The organism is Rathayibacter tritici (genome assembly GCF_001641005.1).
Taxonomy (GTDB): Bacteria; Actinomycetota; Actinomycetes; order Actinomycetales; family Microbacteriaceae; genus Rathayibacter; species Rathayibacter tritici.
Window position 1 is genome coordinate 2250910 of sequence record NZ_CP015515.1, and the last position, 24464, is coordinate 2275373.

A 24464-nucleotide genomic window follows, 5' to 3' on the forward strand; every position below is an offset into this window, starting at 1 on the left:
CCCGACCCGGCACGACCCCTCGGTAGGGTGGAGGGATGGCCGACCAGACTCTGCATCCGCTCGACGCTCCCCACGCCGATCCCTTCGAGATCGCGGCCCGTGCCGCCGCACAGATCGCCGAAGCAACGGGTGTCGACAAGCACGACATCGCCCTCACCCTCGGCAGCGGCTGGGGCAAGGCCGCTGACGCGATCGGCGAGACGACCGCGACAGTCCAGGCCACCGAGATCCTCGGGTTCTCGAAGCCGGCCGTGCACGGTCACGGCGGCACTCTGCGCTCCGTGCTACTGCCCACCGGCAAGCGCGCACTGATCATCGGCGCGCGCACCCACTACTACGAGGGTTACGGCGTGCGCCGCGTCGCGCACAGTGTCCGCACCGCCGCCGCGACGGGGGCCTCGGTGATGATCCTCACCAATGGCGCCGGCGGGATCAAGGAGCACTGGACGCCGGGAACGCCGGTGCTGATCAGCGACCACATCAACCTCACCGCCGACTCCCCGCTGGAGGGCGCGACGTTCATCGACCTCACCGACCTCTACTCCGCCCGGCTCCGCGAGCTGGCCCGCGGGACGCGGCCGGAACTCGACGAGGGCGTGTACGTGCAGTTCCGCGGCCCGCACTACGAGAGCCCGGCCGAGGTGCAGATGGCGAAGACCATCGGCGGGCACATTGTCGGCATGTCCACTGCGCTCGAGGCCATCGCCGCGCGCGAGGCGGGCATGGAGGTGCTGGGTATGTCGCTGATCACGAACCTCGCCGCAGGTATCCAGAAGACGCCCCTGAGCCACGAGGAGGTCCTGGAGGCCGGTCGCGACGCCGAGGACGACCTCGCCCGCCTGCTCGCCGGGATCACGGGCGCCCTGTGAGCGCCGACGTCCGAGACCTCGCCGAGGACTGGCTCGCGCAGGACCCCGACCCCGAGACGCGCGCGGAGTTGGTCGGCCTGCTGAGCGCCTCCGACTCCGGTGACGCCGCAGCGCGGGCCGAGCTGGAGGACCGCTTCGGCGCCCGTCTGGCCTTCGGCACCGCAGGTCTGCGCGGCGCGATCGCAGCGGGATCCAACCGGATGAACCGCGTGCTGGTCTCGCAGGCCGCCGTCGGCCTCGCGGACCACCTCCTCGCGCAGAGCCTGGAGCGGCCGGTCGTCGTGATCGGCTATGACGGCCGGAAGAACTCGCGGGTCTTCGCCGAGGACTCCGCCACGCTGATGGCGGGCGCCGGGGTCGACGCGGTGCTGCTGCCGCGCCTGCTGCCCACTCCTGTGCTGGCCTTCGCCGTGCGTCACCTCGGCGCGCACGCCGGAGTCATGGTCACGGCGAGCCACAACCCGCCGCAGGACAACGGCTACAAGGTGTACCTCGGCGGCGCCGACGAGGGCTCGCAGATCGTGCCGCCCGTCGACTCCGAGATCGCCGAGCGGATCCTCGCGGTCGCGCGGGACAGGCGGGTCCCGGAGTTGCCGCGCGGCGAGTACCGGCTCGCGGACGAATCGGTGGTGACCGCCTACGTCGAGGCGACCGCTGCGGTCGGCCGTCAGTCGGCTCCGCTGCGCGTCGTCTACACAGCGATGCACGGGGTGGGCTGGGAGACGGCGCACCGGGTGCTCTCGGCCGCCGGTTTCGACGAGCCGGCCGTCGTCGTCGAGCAGATCGAGCCCGATGCGGCGTTTCCCACGGTCGCGTTCCCGAATCCGGAGGAGGCGGGTGCGCTGGATCTAGCGTTCGCGACCGCGCGCTCCGGCCGTGCCGAGCTGATCGTCGCGAACGACCCCGACGCCGACCGGTTCGCCGCCGCCGTGCCCGACGCGTCCGCACCCGAGGGCTTCCGTCGACTCACCGGCAACGAGGTCGGCGCGCTGCTCGGCTGGCGTGCCGCTGAGCAGGCCCGCCGCGAGGGCCGAGCCGGCGGGGCGCTCGCCTGCTCGATCGTCTCCTCCCCCGCTCTGAGCGCCGTCGCGGCCGACTACGGTCTCGACTTCGCCGAGACGCTCACGGGCTTCAAGTGGATCTCGCGGGTCCCCGGCCTCGTCTTCGGCTATGAGGAGGCGCTCGGCTACCTCGTGAACCCCGGCACCGTCCGCGACAAGGACGGCATCTCGGCCGCTCTCGCCTTCCTCTCCCTCGCCAGTGCTCTCGCCGCGGAGGGACGCACCGTCGATGATGAGCTGGCGGCGTTCGCGGAGCGGTTCGGGCTCTTCGGCTCGGAACAGATCTCGCTCCGGGTGACCGACCTCACCGAGATCGGCCGGATCATGGCCGGGCTGCGGGCGACCCCTCCCACCGCGATCGGCGGGCTCGCCGTCGAGCGGAGCGAGGACCTCCTCGCCACGGGCGGCGCGCTGCCCCCGACGGATGCGCTGCGCTTCTCGCTCGACGGCGCCCGCCTCATCGCGCGCCCGAGCGGCACGGAGCCGAAGGTGAAGCTCTACCTCGACGCCTGGTCGCACGACCCCGACCCCGCCGCCCGCCGCTTCGCCGTCTTGTCCCGCCTCGCCGCCCTCCGCGCCGCCGCCGCCGCCCTGCTCGCCTGACCGCCCCCTGCCAGGGAGCGGCTCAGAAACGACTCAGCCCAGCGCCCTCTCGATCTTCGCCGTGATCTCGTTCTGGTCGAGGTAGTTGTCGATGACGACGACCTCGGCGAAGGTGCGGCCGATGTGGTCGACGAGTTCGCGGGAGGTGAGGATCACCTGCGCGTCGGCGGCGAGCGCGGCGATGGAACTGAGGTCGGAGGCGATGACGTCGGCTTCGAGGTCGAGGGTTTCGAGTGCGCGCTCGGCCCCGAGCTTGAGGATGGCGGAGGTACCGATTCCGGCGCCGCACAGGGTGATGATCTTCATGCGCTTCTTCCGTGGTGCGGGTGGTGCGGGTGGTGCGGGGTGTCGTCGGTGAGGACCGCGTTGATGCTGCGGACGGTGCGGGCGGCGGCGAGCGCGGCGACCGCGTCCGGGCGGCTGAGCACGTCGGCGAGCCCGGAGACGAAGCCGAGGTGACCGTGCGCGCGGGTGGCTGCGATTCCGATGACGACCGAGACCGGGTCGTTGGTGCTGTGTCCGAAAGCGACCGGTTCGGCGAGAGTGACGACGGAGAGGCCGTCGGCGAGCACGTCGTTCCCCGGCCGGGCGTGCGCGAGGGCGAGCCCCGGCGCGATGACGATGTAGGGGCCGAGAACGTCGACCTGCTCGACCATCCGCCGGGAGTAGGCGGCGTCCACCGCCCCGGTGCGTTCGAGGGCGCGGCCCGCCTCGAGCACGGCCTCTCGCCAGGATCCAGCGGAGTGGCGCAGGGCCACCGCCTCCTCGGGCAGGGCGTCCAGCGGCACGCTCAGACCGCCTCGAAGCCGGCGCTGATCGTCTCGACGAGGTCTCGGCGCTCGTCGAGCGGGAGGAACGCGGCGTGGGCCGCGTTGAGCTGGAAGGCCTCGATGTCGTCGAGGTCGTAGCCGAACGCGTCGGAGAGGAGGGCGAGCTCGCGACTCAGGGTGGTCGCGCTCATCAGCCGATTGTCGGTGTTCACCGTCACCCGGAAGCCGAGCTGGTAGAGCAGGTCGAAGGGGTGGTCGATCAGCTCCGCGCCCCACGCGGCGATGGCGCCGGTCTGCAGGTTGGAGGAGGGACTGAGTTCCAGGGCGATCTCGCGGTCCTTCACCCACTCCGAGAGTTCGCCGAGTGTCACGTAGCTCGCGTCGTCGTCCTGGCGCTCGATGCGGATGTCCTCGGCGAGTCGAACGCCGTGGCCCAGGCGCAGCGCGCGTCCGTCGAGCAGGGCCGAGCGGATGCTGTCGAGGCCGTCCGCCTCTCCGGCGTGCACAGTGGCCGGGAAGTGCGCCGTCGCGAGCAGCTCGAAGGCGGCGCGATGGCGCGAGGCCGGGAAACCCGCCTCCGCTCCTACGATGTCGAAGCCGACGGCGCCGCGCTCGCGGTGGCGCAGCGCCAGCTCCGCGATCTCGAGCGAGCGGTCGGCGTGCCGCATCGTGGCGATCAGCTGCCCGACGCGGAGCCGATGTCCCTGGGCCGCCGCTTCTTGGACGCCCTGCTGAAGGCCCTCCTGCACCGCTTCGACGGCCTGGTCGAGTGCGAGTCCTGCGCGCTGGTGCTGCTCGGGCGCCCAGCGCACCTCGCCGTACACGACACCGTCGGCGGCGAGGTCGAGCACGAACTCACGGGCCACGCGCTCGAGGGACGGGGCCGTCTGCATCACCGCGACCGCCGTCTCGAAGGTGGCGATGTAGTCGGTGAGGGACCCGGAGTCGGCGGTGGCGCGGAACCACTCGGCGAGCGCCTCGGGCTCCTCGGCCGGCAGCGGCACGCCCGTCTCGCGAGCGATCTCGATGATCGTCGCGGGGCGCAGGCCCCCGTCGAGGTGGTCGTGCAGCGACACCTTGGGGAGCCCGTCGATGAGGATTCCCTCGCCCGGGAGGAGGTACTCCTCAGTGTGATCGGTCACGGTGCTCCTCACGGGTCGGTGGTTCCCGGACCACCTTAGAGGGTGGGCGACGGCGCTTCACCGAGCGGCGCTTCCCGGCCGACAACGGCGCGACCGAGCCCCTCGGCTCGTCGAATTCCGTTGGGCTCGCGGGACTCGCCAGGTCTCGCGAGCCGAACCCGTTTCTGCGAGCCCACGTTCTCGCCGCAGGACCGGCGCTCAGGCGGAGCCGGTCCCGGTCACGAGACGCGCTCCGCCACAAGGGGCCCACCGTCGAGCACCTCGTCGCCCTCGTCGCCGATCCGGTAGGCGCCGTCCAGCGCCTCCAGGGCTCGCGCGAAGCGCTCCGGCTCGTCGGCCGAGAGCGTGAACAGCGGCTGACCCGCGCGGACCGCGTCGCCGGGCTTCGCGTGCAGGTCGACCCCCGCCGCGTGCTGCACGGCGTCCGACTGACGTGCGCGCCCGGCACCCAGTCGCCAGGCGGCGATTCCGAATGGCAGCGCCTGCTGCTCCACGAGCACACCGTCGCGTTCGGCGAGCACGACGTGGGCCTCTCGCGCCTCGGGGAGGGCCGCGTCCGGGTCTCCGCCCTGGGCGCGGATGACGGCGCGCCAGGTGTCCATCGCCGCGCCACCGTCGAGGGCGCGCTCGACGTCCGCGTCGGGCTGCCCGGCGAGCGCGAGCATCTCGCGGGCCAGGGCCAGGGTCAGCTCTCGGACGTCAGCGGGTCCGCCGCCGGCCAGTACCTCGACCGACTCCCGCACCTCGTTCGCGTTGCCGATGGCCAATCCCAGCGGCACATGCATGTTGGTCAGAAGCGCGGTCGTGCGCACCCCCGCGTCGTTGCCGAGATCGACCATCGCCCGGGCGAGCTCGCGCGAGCGCTCGATGTCGACCATGAACGCGCCGGAGCCGAACTTCACGTCGAGCACCAGGGCGTCGGTCCCCTCGGCGATCTTCTTCGACATGATCGAGGACGCGATCAGCGGGATCGCCTCGACCGTTCCCGTGATGTCGCGGAGCGCGTAGAGCTTCTTGTCGGCCGGAGCGAGGCCCGAGCCAGCCGCGCAGATCACTCCGCCGACCGTGCGCAGCTGCTCCAGCATCTCCTCGTTGCCGAGGTCGGCCCGCCAGCCAGGGATCGCCTCCAGCTTGTCGAGGGTGCCGCCCGTGTGCCCGAGCCCGCGCCCCGAGAGCTGCGGTACCGCCAGTCCGAAGGAGGCGACCAGCGGCATGAGCGGCAGCGTGATCTTGTCGCCGACCCCGCCGGTGGAGTGCTTGTCGACGGTGCGCTTGCCGAGCCCGTCGAAGTGCATCCGCTCGCCGCTGGCGATCATCGCGAGCGTGAGGTCGCGGATCTCGTCGCGTTCCATCCCGTTCAGCAGCACGGCCATCGCGAACGCCGCCATCTGCTCGTCGGCGACGTAACCGCGGGTGTACGCGTCGATCAGCCAGTCGATCTGGGCGGTCGAGAGGGTGCCCCGGTCGCGCTTGGTGCGGATGATCTCGACGGCGTCGAAGGCTTCGACGGGTGTGGAGCGGGTCATGCGGAGTCCTCGGTTCACGAGTGGAAGGGTGTGGTGCTACTGCGCCGCGTAGGCCTCGAGGGTGCGCGGGCCGAACGCGTCGGGGATGACCTCGTCGATCGTCTTCACGCCCGACACGGTCTGGAGCAGCATCCCGTCGGCCGAGTGCTCGACGAGCAGCTGACGGCAGCGCCCGCACGGCATCAGTACGCCGCCCTTGCCGTCCACGCAGGTGAAGGCGACGAGTCGTCCGCCGCCCGTCATGTGCAGCGCGGACACCAGAGCGCACTCCGCGCAGAGCGTCAGTCCGTAGGAGGCGTTCTCGACATTGCAGCCCGAGATCACGCGGCCGTCGTCGACGAGCGCGGCCGCCCCCACGGGGAACGTCGAGTACGGCACATAGGCATGGCTCATGGCCTCGAGTGCGGCGGTGCGCAGCATCTCCCAGTCGATGTCGGTCACGGCGACTCCTCTCACGACTTCAGATACGGCTTGCCGGCGGCCGCCGGTCCGCGGGACTGACCGACGAGGCCGGCGACCGCGAAGATCGTCACGACGTAGGGCAGCATCAGCATGAATTCGCTCGGCACCGGCGAGCCGATGACGCCGAGCACATTCTGCAGGTTGGTCGCGAAGCCGAACAGCAGCGAGGCGAGCGTTGCCTTGATCGGATCCCAGCGGCCGAAGATCACGGCGGCCAGGGCGATGAAGCCGGCGCCCGCGGTCATCTCCTTGCCGAACGCGCCGACCGCGTCGAGCGTGTAGTACGCGCCGCCGACTCCGGCGATCGCTCCGGCCAGCGAGACATTCCAGAAGCGCGTGCGCGCGACGTCGATCCCGACAGTATCCGCGGCCTGCGGGTGCTCACCCACCGCGCGCAGGCGCAGTCCCCACTTCGTCCTGAACAGCCCCCACCAGACGGCGACGATCGCGACGTACATCAGGTAGACGATCACCGTCTGGTTGAACAGCACCGCGCCCACGATCGGCACCTGGCTGAGCACCGGGATCGGCAGCCGATCGAACTTCACCGGCGAGTTGAAGGTCGACGCGTCCGCCGAGAGCACCTGGGAGTAGAGGAAGCTCGTCAGGCCCGTCACCAGCACGTTGAGCACGACGCCGACGATCACCTGGTCGACCAGGTACCTGATCGCGAAGGCCGCCAGCACGAATGAGACCAGGACGCTCGCAACCATCGCCGCGAGCAGGCCGAGCACCGGCTGTCGGGTCAGCGAGCCGACCATCGCCGCGGTGAAGGCGCCGGCGAGCAGCTGCCCCTCGATCGCGACGTTCACCACTCCGACCCGCTCCGAGATGACTCCGCCGAGGGAGCCGAAGATCAGCGGAGTGGCGAGCCCGACAGTCCCCAGCAGCAGCCCGGAGACGGGGAGGGCGGCCCCGGCCGAGGCCCAGACCAGGAACCCGATCAGGAACACCAGGGCGAAGACCGCCGAGAGCCAGAGCGGGATCCGCCGGCCGGCGCGGGTGAGCGCGGCCGCCACGACGGCCAGCGCGACCAGGAGGACCGCGACGACCACGCCCGTGCCCCGCGTCGGGAACGGGATGTCCGGCAGGGCGAAGAAGTCGGTACCCGCGGCGAGGCGGAACGAACTCGTCCCGTCGCGCCCCAGGGCCACGAAGAGGACGACGGCGAGCAGCGCGAAGATCCCGAACGCGATCGGCGCCTTCCAGCTGCGGATCATGATCCGATCGGAGGCGGTGGCAACGGCGGTGCTCATGCGGACGCCTCCGAGGTGCGGCGGGTGCGGCGCGTCGGGGCGGCTCCGGGCGTCGGGAGGCGGAAGATCGCGCGCACCAGCGGCGGTGCGGCGATGAACAGGACGATCAGCGACTGGACGACCAGGACGACGTCGATCGGCACGCCCTCGGCGGCCTGCATCGAGTAGCCGCCGGCCTTGAAGGCGCCGAAGAGGATGCCGGCGAAGAACACGCCCCACGGCCGCGAGCGGCCCAGGAGCGCGACCGTGATCGCGTCGAAGCCGATGCCCGCGTCGATCCCGGAAGTGAAGCCGGTGGTCACCGTGCCCATCACTTGGGCGCTGCCGGCCAGACCCAGCAGGCCGCCCGAGAGCAGCATCGCGAACACGTAGCTGTTCTTCACGTCGATGCCGGCGACGCGCGCGGCGTGCGGATTCTCGCCCACCGCGCGGAACTTGAAGCCGATCGTCGAGCGGTTCAGCAGCCACCAGACGAACACTGTCGCCAGGACCGCGAAGACGAAGCCCAGGGTCAGCGAGTAGCCGGGGCCGAGTAGGGCCGGGAAGACCGCGGTCTCCTTCATCCCGGGCGACTTGGGGTTGTTCGACCCGGGCGCCTGCAGCGCTCCGGGCGTCCGCAGCAGGTACGAGATCAGGTAGAAGGCGACGTAGTTGAGCATGATCGTGAGGATCACCTCGTGCGCGCCGGTGCGGGCCTTGAGCAGGCCCACGAGTCCGCCCCAGAGCGCGCCGCCCAGGATGCCGGCGGCGAGGGTCACCAGCAGGTGCACGCCCCACGGCAGGTCGAAGGAGAAGCCGACCCAGCCCGCGCAGGCGGCGGCGATCAGCATCTGGCCGCGGCCGCCGATGTTGAACAGGCCCACGCGGAACGCCAGTGCCACTCCGAGCCCGCCCGCGATCAGCGGAGTCGCGAACGCCAGCGTGTCGGTCAGCGGCTTGATGCCGTTGGCGAAACCCTCGCGGCGGAGGTTGTACACCGAGCCCTGGAAGAGGGAGGAGTAGGCGCCCGAGACGGACTGCCAGATCGCCTGCAGGGTGTCCAGCGGCCGGGCGAAGAAGTAGCCCGACGCCGCCTGGACGTCCTTGTCGGTCGCGGCGATCAGCACTCCGCCCGCGATGAGGGAGAGCAGCACGGCGAGCGCCGACATCAGCGCGGTGCCGGAGAGGATCTCGCGCAGCACGCGCGAGGCGCCGCTCTCGATCGGGCCGGGGCGCGCCTCCTGACCCGGCTTCTGACCGGGCTCGAGCCCGGTCGCCTTCTCGGTCTCCGCATCGGGATCGACCGCGGGCAGTTGCGCGTCGCTCACGCCGCCGCTCCCTTCTCGGCGGGCGTCTGCCCGGCCATCATGAGTCCCAGCACCTCGCGCGGGGTGTCGGCGGGGACGATGCCGATGATCCCGCCCTTGTACATGACCGCGATGCGGTCGGCGAGCGCCGCGACCTCGTCGAGCTCGGTCGAGACGACGATCACGGGGACGCCGGTGTCGCGGGTCTCGACGATGCGCTTGTGCACGAACTCGATGGAGCCGACGTCGATTCCGCGGGTCGGCTGTGCGGCGATGAACAGGCGCAACTCCCTACTGAGCTCGCGCGCGAGCACCACCTTCTGCTGGTTGCCTCCGGAGAGCCGCCCGACATGGGTGCCGATGCCCTGCGCGCGCACGTCGAACTCGCGCACCCGCTCCTCGGCGAAACGCTCGAGCTCCTTCAGCCGCACACCCAGGCCCTTCACGAAGGGACCCCTATCGCTGCGGTCGAGCATGAGGTTCTCGGCGATGGTGAATTCGGCGACCAGCCCGTCCTCCGTGCGATCCTCGGGCACGAATCCGACTCCCGACTCCAGGACCCGGCGCACGGACAAGCCGTCGAGGCGGCGCCCGTCGAGGGTCACCGAGCCCTCGACCCGCTCCTGCAGGCCCATGATCGCCTCGGTGAGCTCGGTCTGGCCGTTGCCCTGCACGCCCGCAATCGCGAGGATCTCGCCGCGGCGCACCTCGAAGGAGACGTCGTCGACGACGGCCTGGCCAGTGCCGTCGCGCACCGTGAGGTTCGAGACGACCAGGGCCTCGTCGCCCGGCGCCGCCTGCTCCTTCTGCACGGTCAGCTCGACGGCCCGGCCGACCATCAGGGAGGCGAGCTCGGCGTTGCTCGCCGTCGGCGACGCCTCCCCCACGACTCTGCCGAGGCGGATGACCGTGATGCGGTCACCGACCTCGCGCACCTCGCGCAGCTTGTGCGTGATGAAGACGATCGCCGTCCCCGACGCGCGCAGCTGGCGCATGATCGCGATCAGCTCGTCGGTCTCCTGCGGGGTCAGCACGGCGGTCGGCTCGTCGAAGACGAGCACACGGGCGTCCCGCGAGAGCGCCTTGATGATCTCGACCCGCTGCTGCACGCCGACGGGCAGATCCTCGACCAGAGCGTCCGGGTCGACGTCGAAGCCGAACCGGTCCGAGATCTCGCGCACCCGGGCTCGCGCGGCAACGAGGTCCAGGCGTCCGCCGGCCTTCGTCTCCTCGTGGCCCAGCATGACGTTCTCGGCGACGGTGAACACGGGGACGAGCATGAAGTGCTGGTGGACCATCCCGATGCCCGCCTTCATGGCGTCGCCCGGACCGGAGAAGTGCTGGACCGCGTCGTCCAGCAGGATCTCCCCCTCCTCGGCCTGGTACAGGCCGTACAGCACGTTCATGAGCGTCGACTTCCCCGCGCCGTTCTCGCCGAGGAGGCAGTGGATCTCCCCGGGTTCGACCGTGAGATCGATGTGGTCGTTGGCCACGAGCGCGCCGAAGCGCTTCGTGATGCCACGCAGTTCGAGCTTCATGGGACCAATCTAACTTTCGGGTCGCGCCACGATGCGCGCTCGACGGGGACGGACGGTCGCCACGGAATCGATTCGCGCGCCGGAGCAACGACGAGGCCGGCGGGCCCGAGAGATGCTCGGGCCCGCCGGCCTCGTCGATCAGGCGACTAGGACGCCTTCGGCGCCGACGGGGAGGTGACGGTGATCGATCCGTCGATGATGCCCGCCGTGATGGTGTCGAGCTCGCCCTTCAGGTCGCCGGACACCTTCGACTCGAAGTCGTGGAACGGCGCGATGCCGACTCCCGCGTTATCCAGGGTGCCCACGTACGGCGTGGCGTCGAAGTCGTCGGCTCCGGCGGAGCTGGTGACATCGGTCGTGCCGGCCTCGATGCCCTTGAGGATCGAGGTCAGGTACAGATCGCCGCCGTCCGGGTAGGTCTCGTACAGGTCCGCGTCCACGCCGACCATCGCGATGTCCTTGCCGGAGTCGCGGATCGCCTCGATCGCCGACTGGAAGATCGGACCGCCGACGGGCAGGATGACGTCCGCGTTCTGGTCGATCAGCGACTGCGCGGCCGACTTGGCCTCGACGCCCGCTGCGAAACCGCCGGTGAAGGAGCCGGTCTGCGCGTCGACGTCCCAGCCGACGACCGTGACGTCCTTCCCCTTCTGCTCGTTGAAGTACTTCACGCCGTCCGCATAGCCGTCCATGAAGATCGTGACGGTCGGGAACTGCTGGCCGCCGTAGGTGCCCACGACACCGGTCTTTGAGTAGGACGCCGCCGCGTAGCCGGCCAGGAACGCTGCCTGCGAGGTGTCGAAGGTGATCGGCTTCACGTTCGGCAGGTCGATCGTCGCGTCGTCGATGATCGCGAAGTCGATGTCGTTGTTCGCCTCGGCCGCGGCCGAGGTCGCCTCCGCCAGCGCGAATCCGACGGTGACGATCAGGTTGCAGCCCTGGTCGACCAGGCTGGTGAGGTTCGGGGCGTAGTCGGTCTCGGACTCCGACGTGACGGTCTTCGGGGTGACGCCGAGGGCCTCCGAGGCCTTGACGAGGCCGGTGTAGCCGAGCTCATTGAACGACTTATCGTCGAACCCGCCCGCGTCGGAGACCATGCAGGGCAGGAAGCCGCCACCGGCGGCGGCACTGGAGCCGCTCTGCTCGGGGGCGGAGGCGCAGCCGGCGAGAAGCGTGGTGACGCCGAGGGCGGCGAGTGCGCCGAACGCGGCCGTGCGCGTGGTGATAGTCAAGATGTCGTCCTCCAGGAATGCGGCCCTGCGCGACGAGCACAGCAGGGCGTCGATCCTCACACGTTACCCACTATGACAAGCCACTCAGCCGCCTGGACGGTGGCGGTCAGGAAGCGTTACACAGTGTTGATCTTCCTGTGATGCGTGGTGCGCCACCGCAGAGCGGGTGACGTCGGGCGGGTCCTCGTACCTGAGGTCGAGGACGCACCTCGGGGGCGCTGGGCGGGCGGGAACGGCGAAGCGCGGCGCCTCCGAGGGAGGGCCGCGCTTCGGCGGGGTGCCGCGGGGACTAGAGGACGTCGGTGCGGCCGGACAGGCGGAGGGCGTCGACGACGCCCTTGACCTTCTGCGCGTTCTCGGTCGTGGTGACCAGGAGCGCGTCGGGGGTATCCACGACGACGATGTCCTTTACTCCGATGAGGGCAATGGTGCGGTTGCCGCCGCTGACCACGATGCCCGTCGCGGAGTCGGCCAACACGCGCGCATCCTCACCGAGGATGGCGAGGTCGGAGCGGAGCCCGCTCGAGTGCAGCTTCGCGATGGACGCGAAGTCGCCCACGTCGTCCCACGAGAAGTGCCCCGGCACCACGGCCAGCCTGCCCGCCGCCGCGGCGGGCTCAGCCACGGAGTAGTCGATCGCAATCTTTTCCAGGCCCGGCCAGATACGGTCGACCACCGCGCCCCGCTCCGGGGTGTCCCAGGCGGCGGCGAGCTCGAGCAGACCAGCGAGCAGCTTCGGCTTCGCACGGCCGAGCTCCTCGAGGAGGCGGTCGGCGCGAGCGATGAACATGCCCGCGTTCCAGAGGTACTCACCGCTGGCGAGGTAGGCGCGCGCGGTCTCCGCGTCCGGCTTCTCGACGAAGGAGTCCACGGCGCGGGTGTGCGTCGCTCCGTCGATCCCGAGGTGCTTCCCAGTGCGGATGTAGCCGAAGCCGACCGCCGGCTCCGTCGGGGTGATGCCGATCGTTGCGATGTAGCCCGCGTCCGCCGCGACGACGGCCTCGGCGACCGCGTCGTGGAAGAGCTGCTGCCCGCTGATGACGTGGTCGGCGGCGAACGAGCCGATGATCACGCCCGGCTCGCGGCGCTCGAGGATCGCGGCGGCCAATCCGATCGCGGCGGAGGAGTCGCGCGGCTCGCTCTCGAGGACGACGTTGAGGTCCTCGAGACTTTCGAGCTGCTCCTCGACGGCGGCGCGGTGCGCACGGCCGGTCACAACCATGATCCGGTCGGCACCGGAGAGGGGCGCCAGGCGGTCCCAGGTGTCGCGGAGGAGCGTCTGACCCGATCCCGTCAGATCGTGCAAGAACTTCGGGGCGTCGGCCCGGGAGAGCGGCCACAGCCTCGAGCCGATCCCGCCGGCCGGGATCACGCTGTAGAAGCGGTCGAGCGGGGCGCGGCCATCGGTCTCAGGTGATGTCATGTCCGCAGGATACAAGGGAGCCCGAGTGCGACCGTCCGTTCATCCCGGCGCGCGCCGCCGTTCACCCGAGCGCCGTAGCGTCCGGGGCGTGAGAGTCGCGGTCGTCACCGAGAGCTTCCTGCCGTCCTTGAACGGTGTGACCACGAGCGTGCTGCGGGTGCTCGATGAGTTCGCCGAGCGCGGGATCGAAGCGCTCGTCATCTGCCCGGCGGCGGGCGCGCCCGGGCACTACGCCGGGCATCGCGTGGTGGAGCATCCGGCGATCGCCTACCGCGACTTCCCGGTCGGGATCCCCACGCTCGCGCTCACTCGGGAGCTGGCCGCCTTCGAACCCGATGTCGTCCACGTTGCCTCCCCCTTCCTCCTCGGCGCCCGCGCCATTGCGACGGCCGGGCGGCTCGGCGTGCCGAGTGTCGCGATCTACCAGACGGACGTCGCCCGGTTCGCCGCCCGCTACGGCATCCGCGGTGCCCGCGCCCTCGCTTGGCGCATCATCCGGCAGATCCACGCCGGAGCGGATCTGACCCTCGCCCCCTCCAGCAGCGCCCTCGACGATCTGGCCGCCGCCGGTATCGAGCGCACCGCACTGTGGGGCCGCGGTGTGCAGAGTGAGCGCTTCCACCCGCGCAGCCGCTCCTCCCCCTACGCGCAGGCCGTGCGCGCTCACCTGGGCCCTGGCGGCTCGCTCGTGGGCTACATCGGCCGCCTCTCCCCCGAGAAACGAGTCGAGCGGATGGCGGCACTCACCTCGCTCCCCGGCGCCGAGCTCGTCGTCGGCGGGTACGGTCCCTCCGCCTCCCGAGTGGCCGCTGCCCTGGGGCCGACGGCGCGGATGCTCGGTCGGCTCGACGGCGAGCGGCTCCCCGCCGTCTTCGCCGCGCTCGACGTCTTCGTGCACACAGGCACGGAGGAGACGTTCGGCCAGACGGTGCAGGAGGCGCAGGCATCCGGTACCGCGGTCGTCGCCCCGCACGCAGGCGGCCCCACCGATCTGATCGAGCACGGGGTCGACGGCCTGCTCTACGCACCCGAGAGCGACTCCGATCTGCGCCGCCAGGTGGAGCGGCTGGTGCGCGACCCCGGGCTGCGCGCCCGTCTCGCCGAGGCCGGCCGCCGCCGAGTGCTGCACCGCACCTGGAGCGCGCTCACCGACGAGCTCCTCGTCCACTACGCCGCGGCGGGCGCACCCTCCCTCGCACTACCCCGCAGCTAAGGCTCGCCTAAGCCGCGCCGACCTGCGCGCTCACTTAGAATCGTCAGGCGAGTTTCTCGTCGCTCCCCGCCCCGCCCCCGTCCCTGAGACGCGGGAATCGGTCAGGCCGTCGGAGCACAACCAGGGAGGGTTGTTCGTGTCAGTTCAAACTGCTCAAACCCTCGCACCCCGGAAGCAGGGGAAGATCCGGCGTCCGGCCGGCACCCTGTACCGCGGTCGCGAAGGCATGTGGTCGTGGGTGCTGCACCGGATCACCGGTGTCGCCATCTTCTTCTTCCTCCTCGTGCACGTCCTCGACTCGGCTCTCATCGCGGTGAGCCCGGAGGCGTACAACGCGGTCATCGGCACCTATAAAAACCCGATCATGGGACTCGGCGAGACCGGCCTCGTCGGTGCGATCGCGTTCCACGCGCTGAATGGCCTGCGGATCATCCTGGTCGACTTCTGGAGCTGGGCCACTCGCAACCAGCGCGTACTCTTCTGGGTGGTGATGAGCCTCTGGGTCGTCCTGATGCTCGGCTTCGCACCGCGCCACCTGATCAATGTCTTCAGCGAGGGAGGTGCCGAATGACGACCGTCGCGGCACCGCGGACTCCCCACTCTCCTACCCGCTCCTCCGGCACCAACTGGGAGAAGTGGGGCTGGATCTACATGCGCGCCTCCGGCGTCGTGCTGATCGTCCTGATCTTCGGGCACCTGATCTACAACCTGCTTCTCGGCGATGGCATCAAGGCGATCGACTTCGGCTTCGTCGGCGGGAAGCTGGCCAATCCGTTCTGGCAGTGGTGGGACGTGCTGATGCTCTGGCTCGCGCTGATCCACGGCGGCAACGGCATGCGCACGCTGGTCAACGACTACGCCACCTCGCCGCTGCTGGCCAAGACGTTCAAGGGCGGCATCCTCGTCGCCGTCGTCGCGCTGATCGCGCTCGGCACCTGGGTTGTCTTCGCGTTCGACCCGTGCCCCGCCGGTACAGCGGCCGACCTGCTGCCCTCGTTCTGCGCGGCGTGATCGTGCTGCCGCGGAGCGGAGTCGGCCGCGCGTCGCTCCTACCCCGCGGCTCCCGGACCCGGCATCTCCCCCTCCCATCCCCGTACGACGGAGCATCCACCCCGTGAGCACACCAGGCCACTCCCACACCGGCGCCGACCAGAGCGCCTTCGCGCAGACCGTCGGACCCGACGGCGTGCACTACCACCAGTTCGACGTGGTGATCGTCGGCGCCGGCGGCGCCGGGATGCGCGCGGCCATCGAGGCCGGCCCGAAGGCGAAGACGGCCGTCATCTCGAAGCTGTATCCCACCCGCTCCCACACCGGAGCGGCGCAGGGCGGCATGGCCGCGGCCCTGGCGAACGTCGAGGAGGACAGCTGGGAGTGGCACACCTTCGACACCGTCAAGGGCGGCGACTATCTCGTCGACCAGGACGCGGCGGAGATCCTCGCGAAGGAGGCCATCGACGCGGTTATCGACCTCGAGAACATGGGCCTGCCCTTCAACCGCACCGAGGAGGGCAAGATCGACCAGCGCCGCTTCGGCGGGCACACCCGCGACCACGGCAAGGCGCCCGTCCGCCGAGCCTGCTACGCGGCCGACCGCACCGGCCACATGATCCTGCAGACGCTGTTCCAGAACTGCGTCCGGCTCGGCATCAACTTCTACAACGAGTTCTACGTGCTCGACCTGGTCATGACCGAGGTCGACGGCGTGTCGAAGCCGTCCGGCGTCGTCGCCTACGAGCTGGCGACCGGCGAACTGCACGTGTTCCAGGCGAAGGCGATCATCTTCGCGACCGGTGGCTTCGGCAAGATCTACAAGACCACCTCCAACGCGCACACCCTCACGGGCGACGGCGTCGGCATCATCTGGCGCAAGGGCCTGCCGCTGGAGGACATGGAGTTCTTCCAGTTCCACCCGACCGGCCTCGCCGGCCTCGGCATCCTCCTCACCGAGGGGGCGCGGGGCGAGGGCGCGATTCTCCGTAATGCCTCGGGTGAGCGCTTTATGGAGCGCTATGCCCCGACGATCAAGGACCTGGCGCCGCGCGACATCGTGGCCCGCTGCATGGTCCAGGAGGTGGCGGAGGGCCGCGGTGCCGGCCCGCACAAGGACTACGTGCTGCTGGACTGCACGCACCTGGGCGCCGAGGTGCTCGAGACCAAGCTCCCCGACATCACCGAGTTCGCCCGCACCTACCTCGGCGTCGACCCGGTCGTCGAGCCGGTGCCCGTGATGCCGACCGCGCACTACGCGATGGGCGGCATTCCTACGAACGTGAAGGCGGAGGTCCTTTCCGACAACACGACCGTCGTCCCCGGTCTTTACGCCGCAGGCGAGTGCGCCTGCGTCTCGGTGCACGGCTCGAACCGCCTCGGAACCAACTCCCTTCTCGACATCAACGTCTTCGGCAAGCGCAGCGGGAACAATGCGGCCGATTACGCCACGACGGTGGACTTCACCCCATTGCCGGCCGACCCGGCCGGCGCCATTCGGGACATGCTCACCTCGCTCCGCTCCGCGACCGGCACCGAACGGATCGCCTCGATCCGCAAGGAGCTGCAGGACGAGATGGACAAGAACGCCCAGGTGTTCCGCACGGATGAGTCGCTGGAGTCGGTCACCGACACGATCCAGCGCCTGCGCGACCGGTTCCGCAACATTTCTGTGCAGGACAAGGGCAAGCGCTTCAACACCGACCTCCTCGAGGCCGTCGAGCTGGGCTTCCTGCTCGACCTCGCCGAGGTCGTCGTCTACTCGGCGCGCAACCGCAAGGAGAGCCGCGGCGGACACATGCGCGACGACTTCCCGAAGCGCGACGACGAGAACTACATGCAGCACACGATGGCGTACCTCTCCGGTGACGCCCACTCCTCCGATGCCGGTGACCACATCCGGCTCGACTGGAAACCCGTCGTGATCACCCGGTACCAGCCGATGGAGAGGAAGTACTAGCCATGTCCACCGCTACCCTCGAGCAGCCGCCCGCCGCCCCCGCGGCACCGGAGGCGTTCACCGTCACGTTCATCATCCGCCGCTTCGACCCCGAGGTGGACGCCGAGCCGCGCTGGCAGGACTTCGACGTCGAGATGTACTCGACCGACCGCGTCCTTGATGCCCTGCACCGCATCAAGTGGGACCAGGACGGATCGCTGACCTTCCGCCGCTCCTGCGCGCACGGTATTTGCGGCTCGGATGCGATGCGGATCAACGGCCGCAACCGCTTGGCCTGCAAGACGCTGATCAAGGATCTCGACATTTCGCAGCCGATCTACATCGAGGCGATCAAGGGTCTTCCCCTCGAGAAGGATCTCGTCGTGGATATGGAGCCGTTCTTCGCCTCTTACCGTGAGGTGCAGCCGTTCCTGGTCGCCAACACTCCGGCGCCCAAGGGCAAGGAGCGCGTGCAGTCTGTCGCCGACCGTGCTCGCTTCGATGACACCACCAAGTGCATCCTCTGCGCCGCGTGCACCTCGTCGTGCCCGGTGTTCTGGACGGACGGTCAGTACTTCGGGCCGGCCGCGATCGTGAACGCCCACCGCTTTATCTTCGATTCGCGCGACGACGCGGGCGGGGCGCGCCTGGACATCCTCAACGACAAGGAGGGCGTGTGGCGCTGCCGGACGACCTTCAACTGCACGGAGGCGTGCCCGCGCGGCATCCAGATCACCCAGGCGATCGCCGAGGTGAAGCAGGCCGTCATCCGCGGCCGCGCCTGACCCGCAGCTCGGGCTCGCCAGAACGCGTTCGGCTCGTCGGAATCCTCGGATCCGGCGAGCCGAACGCGTTTCTGCGAGCCGAGGAGCGGGCGGGAGTCCCTCCACAGGCGGCGGAACGGGCGGGCTCTCCACGGATAGCGGCGAGCGGCAGGTGCCTCGGCGGCCGACGGGCAAAGCTCGATGCATGCAGTACGGCGTGCACCACATCGGGTATCTCAGAGCTGTCGGGGTCGACGCCCCGGCGGCCGTTCGGTCGGGGGCGCTCCGGCGGATCCGCCGAGGCTGGTACGCCGGCGCGAACGCATCCGACCAGGAGCTGCGCGCGGCGATCGCCTGCGGGTCGCTGACCTGCATCACGCTCCTCGCCGAGGCCGGAGCTTTTCGACCACCGGATCCACGGCTCCATCTCGCGATCACATCGAGTTCCCGCCCACGAGCGGCGACTCAGCCGGAAGACGTGGTCACCCACTGGAGTCACCGGATCAGCGAGGCACCCTACCGCTCGATCCGAACGACTCGGGAGGAGGCGGTGGGCCACGTCCTCACCTGCCAGCGCATCGAGCTCGCCGTAGCCGTTATCGACTCCTGCCTTCGCCTGCGTCTGATCAGCCCGACCGCTCTCGCAGACGTCCTCAGCCGACTCCCCCGCCGTCTCTCGTGTGTGGCTCGACTCACCGATCCACGCGCCGGATCAGGGCCGGAGTCCGTCACGCGGGTGGGTCTCACGCTCGCCGGGATCGAGTGCGAGTCGCAGGTCGAGATCCCCGGCGTCGGCCGGGTCGATCTCGTGATCGACGACTGGGCCATCATCGAAGTCGACGGCAGGCAGTGGCACGACGACGCGACGTCGTTCGAGCGGGACCGGCACCGGGATCGAGCCGCCGCGGCCCTGGGCTACACGACGATCCGCCTGACCTACTCCGACGTGATGCACCACTGGCCCGCGACGCTCGCGAGCATCCGCGCAGTCCTCGAGCGAGGACGGCCGCGGTGAGCACGCCACTCCTCCCCCTCGGCTCGCGAGAATCTCGTCGGCTCGCCGGACGACGGGAGCCTGACGAGCCGGACGCGTTCGTGCGAGCCGAGCATGCACCCGGGGACGGCACGCGGTCCTACGCTGGGAGGCATGACCGAGGCGGCCGACACTCCCCGCGGGATCCCGGGACTGGTCGAGCGGATCATGCGGACACGGCCGGTGCGGGTGATGATGCACTACTCCGAGACCGGTGGGCCGCTCTTCGCCTCCGGGCTCGCCTTTCAAGCGCTGTTCGCGGTCTTCGCGGCGCTGTTCGTCTTCTTCGCCGTCTTCGGATTCTGGGTGCGCGACGACTCGGTGCTGCGCGACTCCCTGCTCGATCTGGTCACCCGTTCGGTGCCGGGGCTGATCGGCGGGAAGAACGCCCTCGTGTCGGTCGAGGACCTACTCGACTCCTCGATCCTCGGCTGGACCGGTGCGATCGCCGCGACCGGCCTGCTCGGGACGGCGCTCAATTTCCTGGGGAGCCTTCGCCAGGCAGTACGCCTGCTGTTCTCGCTCCCCGGTCCGACCACCCCCTTCGTGCTGCTCAAGCTCAGGGACGCGGGGCTCGCGCTGGTCTTCGGAGCGGTGCTGCTGGTCTCCGCGAGCCTCTCGGTGTTCTCCACATCGCTGGTCGACGTGGCGTTCGACTTCCTCGGGATCGGCAGCGACTCGATGCTCGCGCGCCTGGCCGGCAGCGTGGTCGGCCTGCTGATCATGCTCGCGCTGGACACCGGCACCCTCGCCGGCTCGTTCCGCATCCTCTCCGGCATCTCGATCCCGTGGAAGAACCTCTGGGCGGGATCCCTGCTCGGCGGGATCGCGCTCGGAGCGCTCAAGGTGCTCGGGACGCAGCTGCTCGGCGGCGCGTCCCGCAACCCGCTGCTCGCCTCCTTCGCCGTGCTTATCGGCCTCCTGATCTGGTTCAACCTCGTCTGCCAGGTGATCCTGATCGCCGCATCGTGGATCTCCGTCGGGATGAGCGACGCCGGTATCTCCGCGCGGAAGCTGACTCCGCAGGAGCGCGAGAAGGAGCGGGAGGAGCAGCTCCGCACAGCCCGCCGCACCCTCGCCGAGGCCGAACGCGAGCGACTGAGCGCTGCACTCCCGGACGCCTCTCTCTTCAAGCGACGCCGCCTCGAACGTCAGCTCGCACAGCTCGACGAGGAGCTCGAGCAGCTCGCTGCCTGACCGGCAACACCTCGGTTGCGGACATCGGCGCGACAAACCCTCCCTTCGCGCGTGCCTCCTCTGTCCGTTTCTGTTGACTTTCTCCGCTAACGGGTCTAAAAAGAAGGAAACGCAGATCTGAAGCCGGCAACGGCACCGCGGATCAGGCGCACCACCCACGGCGAGACGACGGAGTCCATATGTACGCACCGGAGCGGCACCAGTCGATCCTGGACCGTGCCCGCATCGACGGGCGCGTCGAGGTCCGTGACCTCGCCCTCTCTCTCGCGGTGACACCCGAGACGATCCGTCGCGACCTCACCAGCCTCGAGAAGCGCGGCCTCCTGCGTCGCGCGCACGGCGGCGCGATTCCGGTCAAGCGCCTGGGCATCGAGCCCGAGGTCGCCGCCCGCGAGGGACACCTCGCCGGCGAGAAGGACCGCATCGCCACCGCAGCGCTGGCCGAGGTCCCCGACGGCGGTTCGATTGCTATCGACGCCGGCACCACCACGGTGCGCCTGGCCGAGTTGCTCGCCCTGGACCGTCGGCTGACGGTCGTCACCCATTCCCTCCCCGTCGCGATGGCGCTCGTCGGTCGGCCGACCATCGAGCTCCACCTCATCGGCGGGCACCTGCGCGGAGTGACGCAGGCCGCCGTCGGACCGTGGGCCGTGCAGGCCATCGCCTCGATCTCGGTGGACGTCGCCTTCATCGGCACGAACGGCCTCAGCCTGGAGCGCGGGCTCACGACGCCCGACCTCAACGAGGCCGTCGTCAAGTCTGCGATCATCGCCTCCGCCCGCCGAGTCGTGGTTCTCGCCGACCACTCCAAGTTCGGCCGGCAGGACTTCGGGCACGTTGCCCCGCTGTCCGCAGTCGACACCGTCATCACCGACACCGCTGTCGACGACCAGCTCGCCGACGATATCGAGTCGGCCGGCCCGGAGGTCGTCCGCGCATGATCGTCACCGTCACCGCAAACCCGAGCATCGACGTCACCCTCTCGACCAGCGGCTTCGCCCTCGGCGACGTCAACCGAGCACACGATGTGCGGCGCGACCCGGCCGGCAAAGGCGTTAATGTCGCCCGCGCCCTCGCCCGCAATGGAGTCGACGCCACCGCGGTGTATCCCGCGGACGCCTCCACCGGCCTCGACCTCTCCGCGATGCTGGAGGCCGCCGGTGTGCGCTCCGCTAGCGCCGCGATCGGCCGCCCGATCCGGACCAACATCACCGTGGTCGACGACCGCACCGGCCGCACCACCAAGATCAACGAGCCCGGGCCTGCGGTCACGGAGGAGGAGGCGCAGGACCTCTCCGCGCTGATCGCCGATCACGTCTCGGCCTCACCCCGCTGGCTCGTCGCCTGCGGCAGCATCCCTCCGGGATTGGGAACGGACTTCTACCCCGCCCTGGGCCGTCTCGCCCGGCACTTCGGCGTCCCCCTCGCCGTTGACACCTCGGGAGCACCCCTGACCGCCATCGTCGCGGAAGGCACGGCCACCCTGGTCAAGCCCAACCTCGAGGAGCTCGAGGAGCTCCTCGGGCGCTCCCTGACGACGGTCGGAGACGTTGTCAGCGGAGCCCGTGAACTCTTGGGGCTGCCGACTGCGCGAGCGCTCGTCAGCCTCGGAGAGCGCGGAGCCCTCCTCGTCACGGCGCACGCGTCGTGGTGGGCGGGCGCCCCCGCCGTCGTGCCCCTCAGCACCGTCGGCGCCGGCGACAGCACACTCGCCGGCTATCTCTCGGCCGTCGACGCCACGGAGGCGGAGCGCCTCGCGACAGCAGTCGCGTGGGGAACCGCCGCCGTCCAGCTCCCGGGCAGTGAAGCCCCGGGGCCCGACTCCCTTCACCTCGACGACGTCACCGTCGTCGAGAACCCCGACCCCACCCTCCCGATTGGAGAACTGAGCGCATGACTGCTCTCACCGAGGCGTCGACGGTCATCGTCGACCTCACCGCCGCCACGAAGGACGAGGCCACCGCGCAGCTCGCGAAGACGCTCGCCGACGCCGGCCGCGTCACCGACCTCGACGGCTTCCTCGCCGACGTCCGCGACCGCGAGTCGCAAATGGCCACCGGCATGCCCGGCGGCATCGGAATCCCCCACGCCCGCTCCGCGCACGTCGTCTCCCCCAGTGTCGCAGTCGGCATCGCGAAGCAGGGCGTCGACTTCGGCGCCCCTGACGGCCCTGCCGATCTGATCTTCCTGATCGCGGCTCCGGATGGCGCCGACCAGGCGCACCTCAAGATCCTCGCCCAGCTCGCCCGCAAGCTGATCCACGAGTCCTTCACCGGGTCCCTCCGTGCCGCCGCCAGCGGCCAGGAGGTCGCGGACATCATCGCCCGAGAGGTCGTCGTCTCGTGAAGATCGTCGCCGTGACGAGCTGTATCGCCGGCATCGCGCACACCTACATGGCGGCCGAGGCGCTCGAGCAGGCCGCGAAGAAAAAGGGCTACGAGATTCAGGTCGAGACCCAGGGCGCTGCGGGCTCCGACCCCATGACCGACCAGACGATCGCCGACGCCGACGTCGTTATCCTCGCCGCCGACCTCGAGGTCCGCGGGAAGGAGCGCTTCGCCGGCAAGCCCACCCTCGAAGTGGGCACGTCGGAGGCGCTCGCGAAGGCCGCCGACGTCATCGACCGCGCCGCCGCACAGGTGCGGAACGCACCCGCCGCGGGCCGCGCCTCCGAACCGCGCTTCGTCGCCGTGACCAGCTGTATTGCTGGCATCGCACACACCTACATGGCGGCGGAAGCTCTGGAGCAGGCCGCGAAGAAGCGCGGCTATCCGATCCACGTCGAGACGCAGGGTGCAGCCGGCTCGGACGAGATGACCGCGGCCGACATCGCCGACGCCGACGTCGTCATCCTCGCCGCCGACCTCGAAGTCCGGGGCAGGGACCGCTTCGCCGGCAAGCCGATCCTCCAGGTGGGCGTCGCCGAGGCGCTCTCCAAGCCGGACGAGGTCCTCGATCGCGCGCTGGCCTTGCGCGGCACCGGCTCGGCAGGCGCACGATCGACTCCGGCCGCGGTTCCTGCCGCTCCGAAGAAGGTCGGCGTCGGCACGCGCATCCGGCAGAACCTGATGACCGGCGTGTCGTACATGATCCCGTTCGTCGCGGCAGGCGGTCTGCTGATAGCCCTGTCGTTCCTCTTCGGCGGCTACCGGATCGTGGACTTCACGGCTCAGCAGATCATTGACGAGGGCTTCAGCGTCGCGAATATCACCGACTGGGCCGGGGTGATGTTCCTCATCGGAAGCGCGACCTTCGCGTTCCTGGTGCCGGTGCTCTCCGGCTTCATCGCCTTCGGCATCGCCGACCGCCCCGGCATTGCGCCGGGCTTCCTCGGCGGAGCGGTCGCGGTCACCGTCGGCGCGGGCTTCCTCGGCGGCCTCGCCTCCGGCTTCATCGCCGGCTACGCGGCCCTCTTCATCTCGCGGATCAAGCTCCCCGCGGCGTTCAAGTCGCTGATGCCCGTCGTGATCATCCCTCTGATCGCTACTTTCATCACCGGATTCCTGATGTTCGTCGTGCTCGGAGCCCCGCTCCGCGCACTGAGTGAGGGCCTGTCCGCGTGGCTCTCCGGCCTCACCGGTGGCAACCTGATCATCCTCGGCATCATTCTCGGCCTGATGATGGCGTTCGACATGGGCGGCCCCGTGAACAAGGTGGCGTACGCCTTCGCGACCACCGGTCTCGCCTCCGTCCCCGCCGACGGCGACCCGAACTCGGTGCAGTTCAAGGTGATGGCGATCGTGATGGCCGCCGGAATGACTCCGCCGCTGGGCCTCGCGCTGGCGACGTCGCTTCGCAAACGCCTGTTCACCGATGCCGAACGGCAGAACGGCAAGGCCGCCTACCTCCTGGGTGCGTCCTTCATCTCGGAGGGAGCGATCCCGTTCGCCGCGGTCGACCCGCTGCGCGTGATCCCTTCGGCAATGGTCGGCTCGGCTGTGACGGGTGCTCTCGTCGCGCTGTTCGGCTCGACCCTTCGCGCGCCGCACGGCGGGGTCTGGGTCACCGGGCTCGTCGGGCAGCCGATCCTCTACCTGGTCGCCATCCTGGTGGGCATGGTCGTGACGGCCGTCTGCGTGATTGTCGCGAAGAGCATCGCGCGCGCCCCCGTGGTCGCCGAGGTGCCCGAGCCCGTCGCCGCGCGGGCCGTCCCCGCCTGA

The 24464-nt window shown here is 70.0% G+C and carries 23 protein-coding genes; 13 read left to right on the forward strand and 10 right to left on the reverse strand.

What is annotated here, in order from left to right:
* Positions 1 to 35 precede the first annotated feature (35 nt).
* Entirely contained in the window at positions 36 to 869 is an 834-nt protein-coding gene (locus A6122_RS10180; RefSeq protein WP_068254505.1) for a purine-nucleoside phosphorylase, read from the forward strand.
* Positions 866 to 2533, forward strand: a complete 1668-nt coding sequence (locus A6122_RS10185; RefSeq protein ID WP_068254508.1) for a phospho-sugar mutase — start codon at positions 866 to 868, stop codon at positions 2531 to 2533. Before A6122_RS10180 ends, A6122_RS10185 begins: the two co-directional genes overlap by 4 nt.
* A gap of 33 nt (positions 2534 to 2566) precedes the next feature.
* On the opposite strand, the gene A6122_RS10190 is transcribed toward A6122_RS10185, so the two are convergent.
* From A6122_RS10190 to A6122_RS10235, 10 genes are all read right to left on the reverse strand, one after another.
* Positions 2567 to 2839, reverse strand: coding sequence for a PTS sugar transporter subunit IIB (locus tag A6122_RS10190; protein ID WP_068254510.1), 273 nt, complete (start codon positions 2837 to 2839; stop codon positions 2567 to 2569).
* Entirely contained in the window at positions 2836 to 3321 is a 486-nt protein-coding gene (locus A6122_RS10195; protein WP_068254514.1) for a PTS sugar transporter subunit IIA, read from the reverse strand. The genes A6122_RS10190 and A6122_RS10195 overlap by 4 nt, the downstream gene beginning before the upstream one ends.
* Positions 3322 to 3323: 2 nt before the next feature.
* Positions 3324 to 4445 carry an adenosine deaminase gene (locus tag A6122_RS10200; RefSeq protein WP_068254517.1) on the reverse strand — a complete coding sequence of 374 codons (1122 nt, stop codon included), beginning with the start codon at positions 4443 to 4445 and terminating at the stop codon, positions 3324 to 3326.
* A 218-nt stretch (positions 4446 to 4663) separates the two neighbouring features.
* Positions 4664 to 5971: a thymidine phosphorylase gene (locus tag A6122_RS10205; protein WP_068254520.1), complete on the reverse strand. Its 1308-nt coding sequence runs from the start codon at positions 5969 to 5971 to the stop codon at positions 4664 to 4666.
* Positions 5972 to 6007: 36 nt separating this feature from the next.
* Positions 6008 to 6412: a cytidine deaminase gene (locus tag A6122_RS10210; protein WP_084415951.1), complete on the reverse strand. Its 405-nt coding sequence runs from the start codon at positions 6410 to 6412 to the stop codon at positions 6008 to 6010.
* 11 nt (positions 6413 to 6423) lie between these two features.
* Positions 6424 to 7689 carry an ABC transporter permease gene (locus A6122_RS10215; protein WP_068254523.1) on the reverse strand — a complete coding sequence of 422 codons (1266 nt, stop codon included), beginning with the start codon at positions 7687 to 7689 and terminating at the stop codon, positions 6424 to 6426.
* On the reverse strand, positions 7686 to 8996 hold the full coding sequence (locus tag A6122_RS10220) for an ABC transporter permease (RefSeq protein ID WP_237358166.1): 1311 nt from the start codon (positions 8994 to 8996) through the stop codon (positions 7686 to 7688). The genes A6122_RS10215 and A6122_RS10220 overlap by 4 nt, the downstream gene beginning before the upstream one ends.
* On the reverse strand, positions 8993 to 10513 hold the full coding sequence (locus A6122_RS10225) for an ABC transporter ATP-binding protein (protein WP_068254525.1): 1521 nt from the start codon (positions 10511 to 10513) through the stop codon (positions 8993 to 8995). The genes A6122_RS10220 and A6122_RS10225 overlap by 4 nt, the downstream gene beginning before the upstream one ends.
* Positions 10514 to 10659: 146 nt before the next feature.
* Positions 10660 to 11745: a BMP family lipoprotein gene (locus A6122_RS10230; protein WP_068257478.1), complete on the reverse strand. Its 1086-nt coding sequence runs from the start codon at positions 11743 to 11745 to the stop codon at positions 10660 to 10662.
* A 289-nt stretch (positions 11746 to 12034) separates the two neighbouring features.
* Positions 12035 to 13168 (reverse strand): mannose-1-phosphate guanylyltransferase, encoded by a 1134-nt coding sequence (locus A6122_RS10235; RefSeq protein ID WP_068254530.1) that lies wholly within the window; start codon positions 13166 to 13168, stop codon positions 12035 to 12037.
* Between the two features lie 88 nt (positions 13169 to 13256).
* Between A6122_RS10235 and A6122_RS10240 the strand changes: the two genes are divergently transcribed.
* The 11 genes from A6122_RS10240 (at position 13257) to A6122_RS10290 (ending at position 24464) form a co-directional block, all read left to right on the forward strand.
* Positions 13257 to 14381: a glycosyltransferase family 4 protein gene (locus A6122_RS10240; protein ID WP_068254533.1), complete on the forward strand. Its 1125-nt coding sequence runs from the start codon at positions 13257 to 13259 to the stop codon at positions 14379 to 14381.
* Positions 14382 to 14517: 136 nt separating this feature from the next.
* Positions 14518 to 14952 (forward strand): succinate dehydrogenase, cytochrome b556 subunit, encoded by a 435-nt coding sequence (gene sdhC, locus A6122_RS10245; RefSeq protein WP_084415953.1) that lies wholly within the window; start codon positions 14518 to 14520, stop codon positions 14950 to 14952.
* Positions 14949 to 15392 carry a succinate dehydrogenase hydrophobic membrane anchor subunit gene (locus tag A6122_RS10250; protein ID WP_068254538.1) on the forward strand — a complete coding sequence of 148 codons (444 nt, stop codon included), beginning with the start codon at positions 14949 to 14951 and terminating at the stop codon, positions 15390 to 15392. The genes sdhC and A6122_RS10250 overlap by 4 nt, the downstream gene beginning before the upstream one ends.
* Before the next feature lie 175 nt (positions 15393 to 15567).
* A complete protein-coding gene (gene sdhA, locus A6122_RS10255) occupies positions 15568 to 17331 on the forward strand; it encodes a succinate dehydrogenase flavoprotein subunit (protein WP_237358274.1) in 1764 nt (587 codons plus the stop codon).
* Between the two features lie 2 nt (positions 17332 to 17333).
* Positions 17334 to 18095: a succinate dehydrogenase iron-sulfur subunit gene (locus tag A6122_RS10260; protein ID WP_068254543.1), complete on the forward strand. Its 762-nt coding sequence runs from the start codon at positions 17334 to 17336 to the stop codon at positions 18093 to 18095.
* Between the two features lie 184 nt (positions 18096 to 18279).
* On the forward strand, positions 18280 to 19089 hold the full coding sequence (locus tag A6122_RS10265) for an endonuclease domain-containing protein (protein ID WP_068254545.1): 810 nt from the start codon (positions 18280 to 18282) through the stop codon (positions 19087 to 19089).
* Positions 19090 to 19221: 132 nt separating this feature from the next.
* Entirely contained in the window at positions 19222 to 20304 is a 1083-nt protein-coding gene (locus A6122_RS10270) for a YihY/virulence factor BrkB family protein (protein ID WP_068254548.1), read from the forward strand.
* A gap of 179 nt (positions 20305 to 20483) precedes the next feature.
* Positions 20484 to 21245, forward strand: coding sequence for a DeoR/GlpR family DNA-binding transcription regulator (locus tag A6122_RS10275; RefSeq protein ID WP_068254551.1), 762 nt, complete (start codon positions 20484 to 20486; stop codon positions 21243 to 21245).
* Complete coding sequence (locus tag A6122_RS10280; protein ID WP_068254554.1) at positions 21242 to 22201, forward strand: 1-phosphofructokinase family hexose kinase; 960 nt, start codon at positions 21242 to 21244, stop codon at positions 22199 to 22201. The genes A6122_RS10275 and A6122_RS10280 overlap by 4 nt, the downstream gene beginning before the upstream one ends.
* On the forward strand, positions 22198 to 22650 hold the full coding sequence (locus A6122_RS10285; RefSeq protein WP_068254557.1) for a PTS sugar transporter subunit IIA: 453 nt from the start codon (positions 22198 to 22200) through the stop codon (positions 22648 to 22650). The genes A6122_RS10280 and A6122_RS10285 overlap by 4 nt, the downstream gene beginning before the upstream one ends.
* Positions 22647 to 24464, forward strand: a complete 1818-nt coding sequence (locus A6122_RS10290; RefSeq protein WP_084415955.1) for a PTS fructose-like transporter subunit IIB — start codon at positions 22647 to 22649, stop codon at positions 24462 to 24464. Before A6122_RS10285 ends, A6122_RS10290 begins: the two co-directional genes overlap by 4 nt.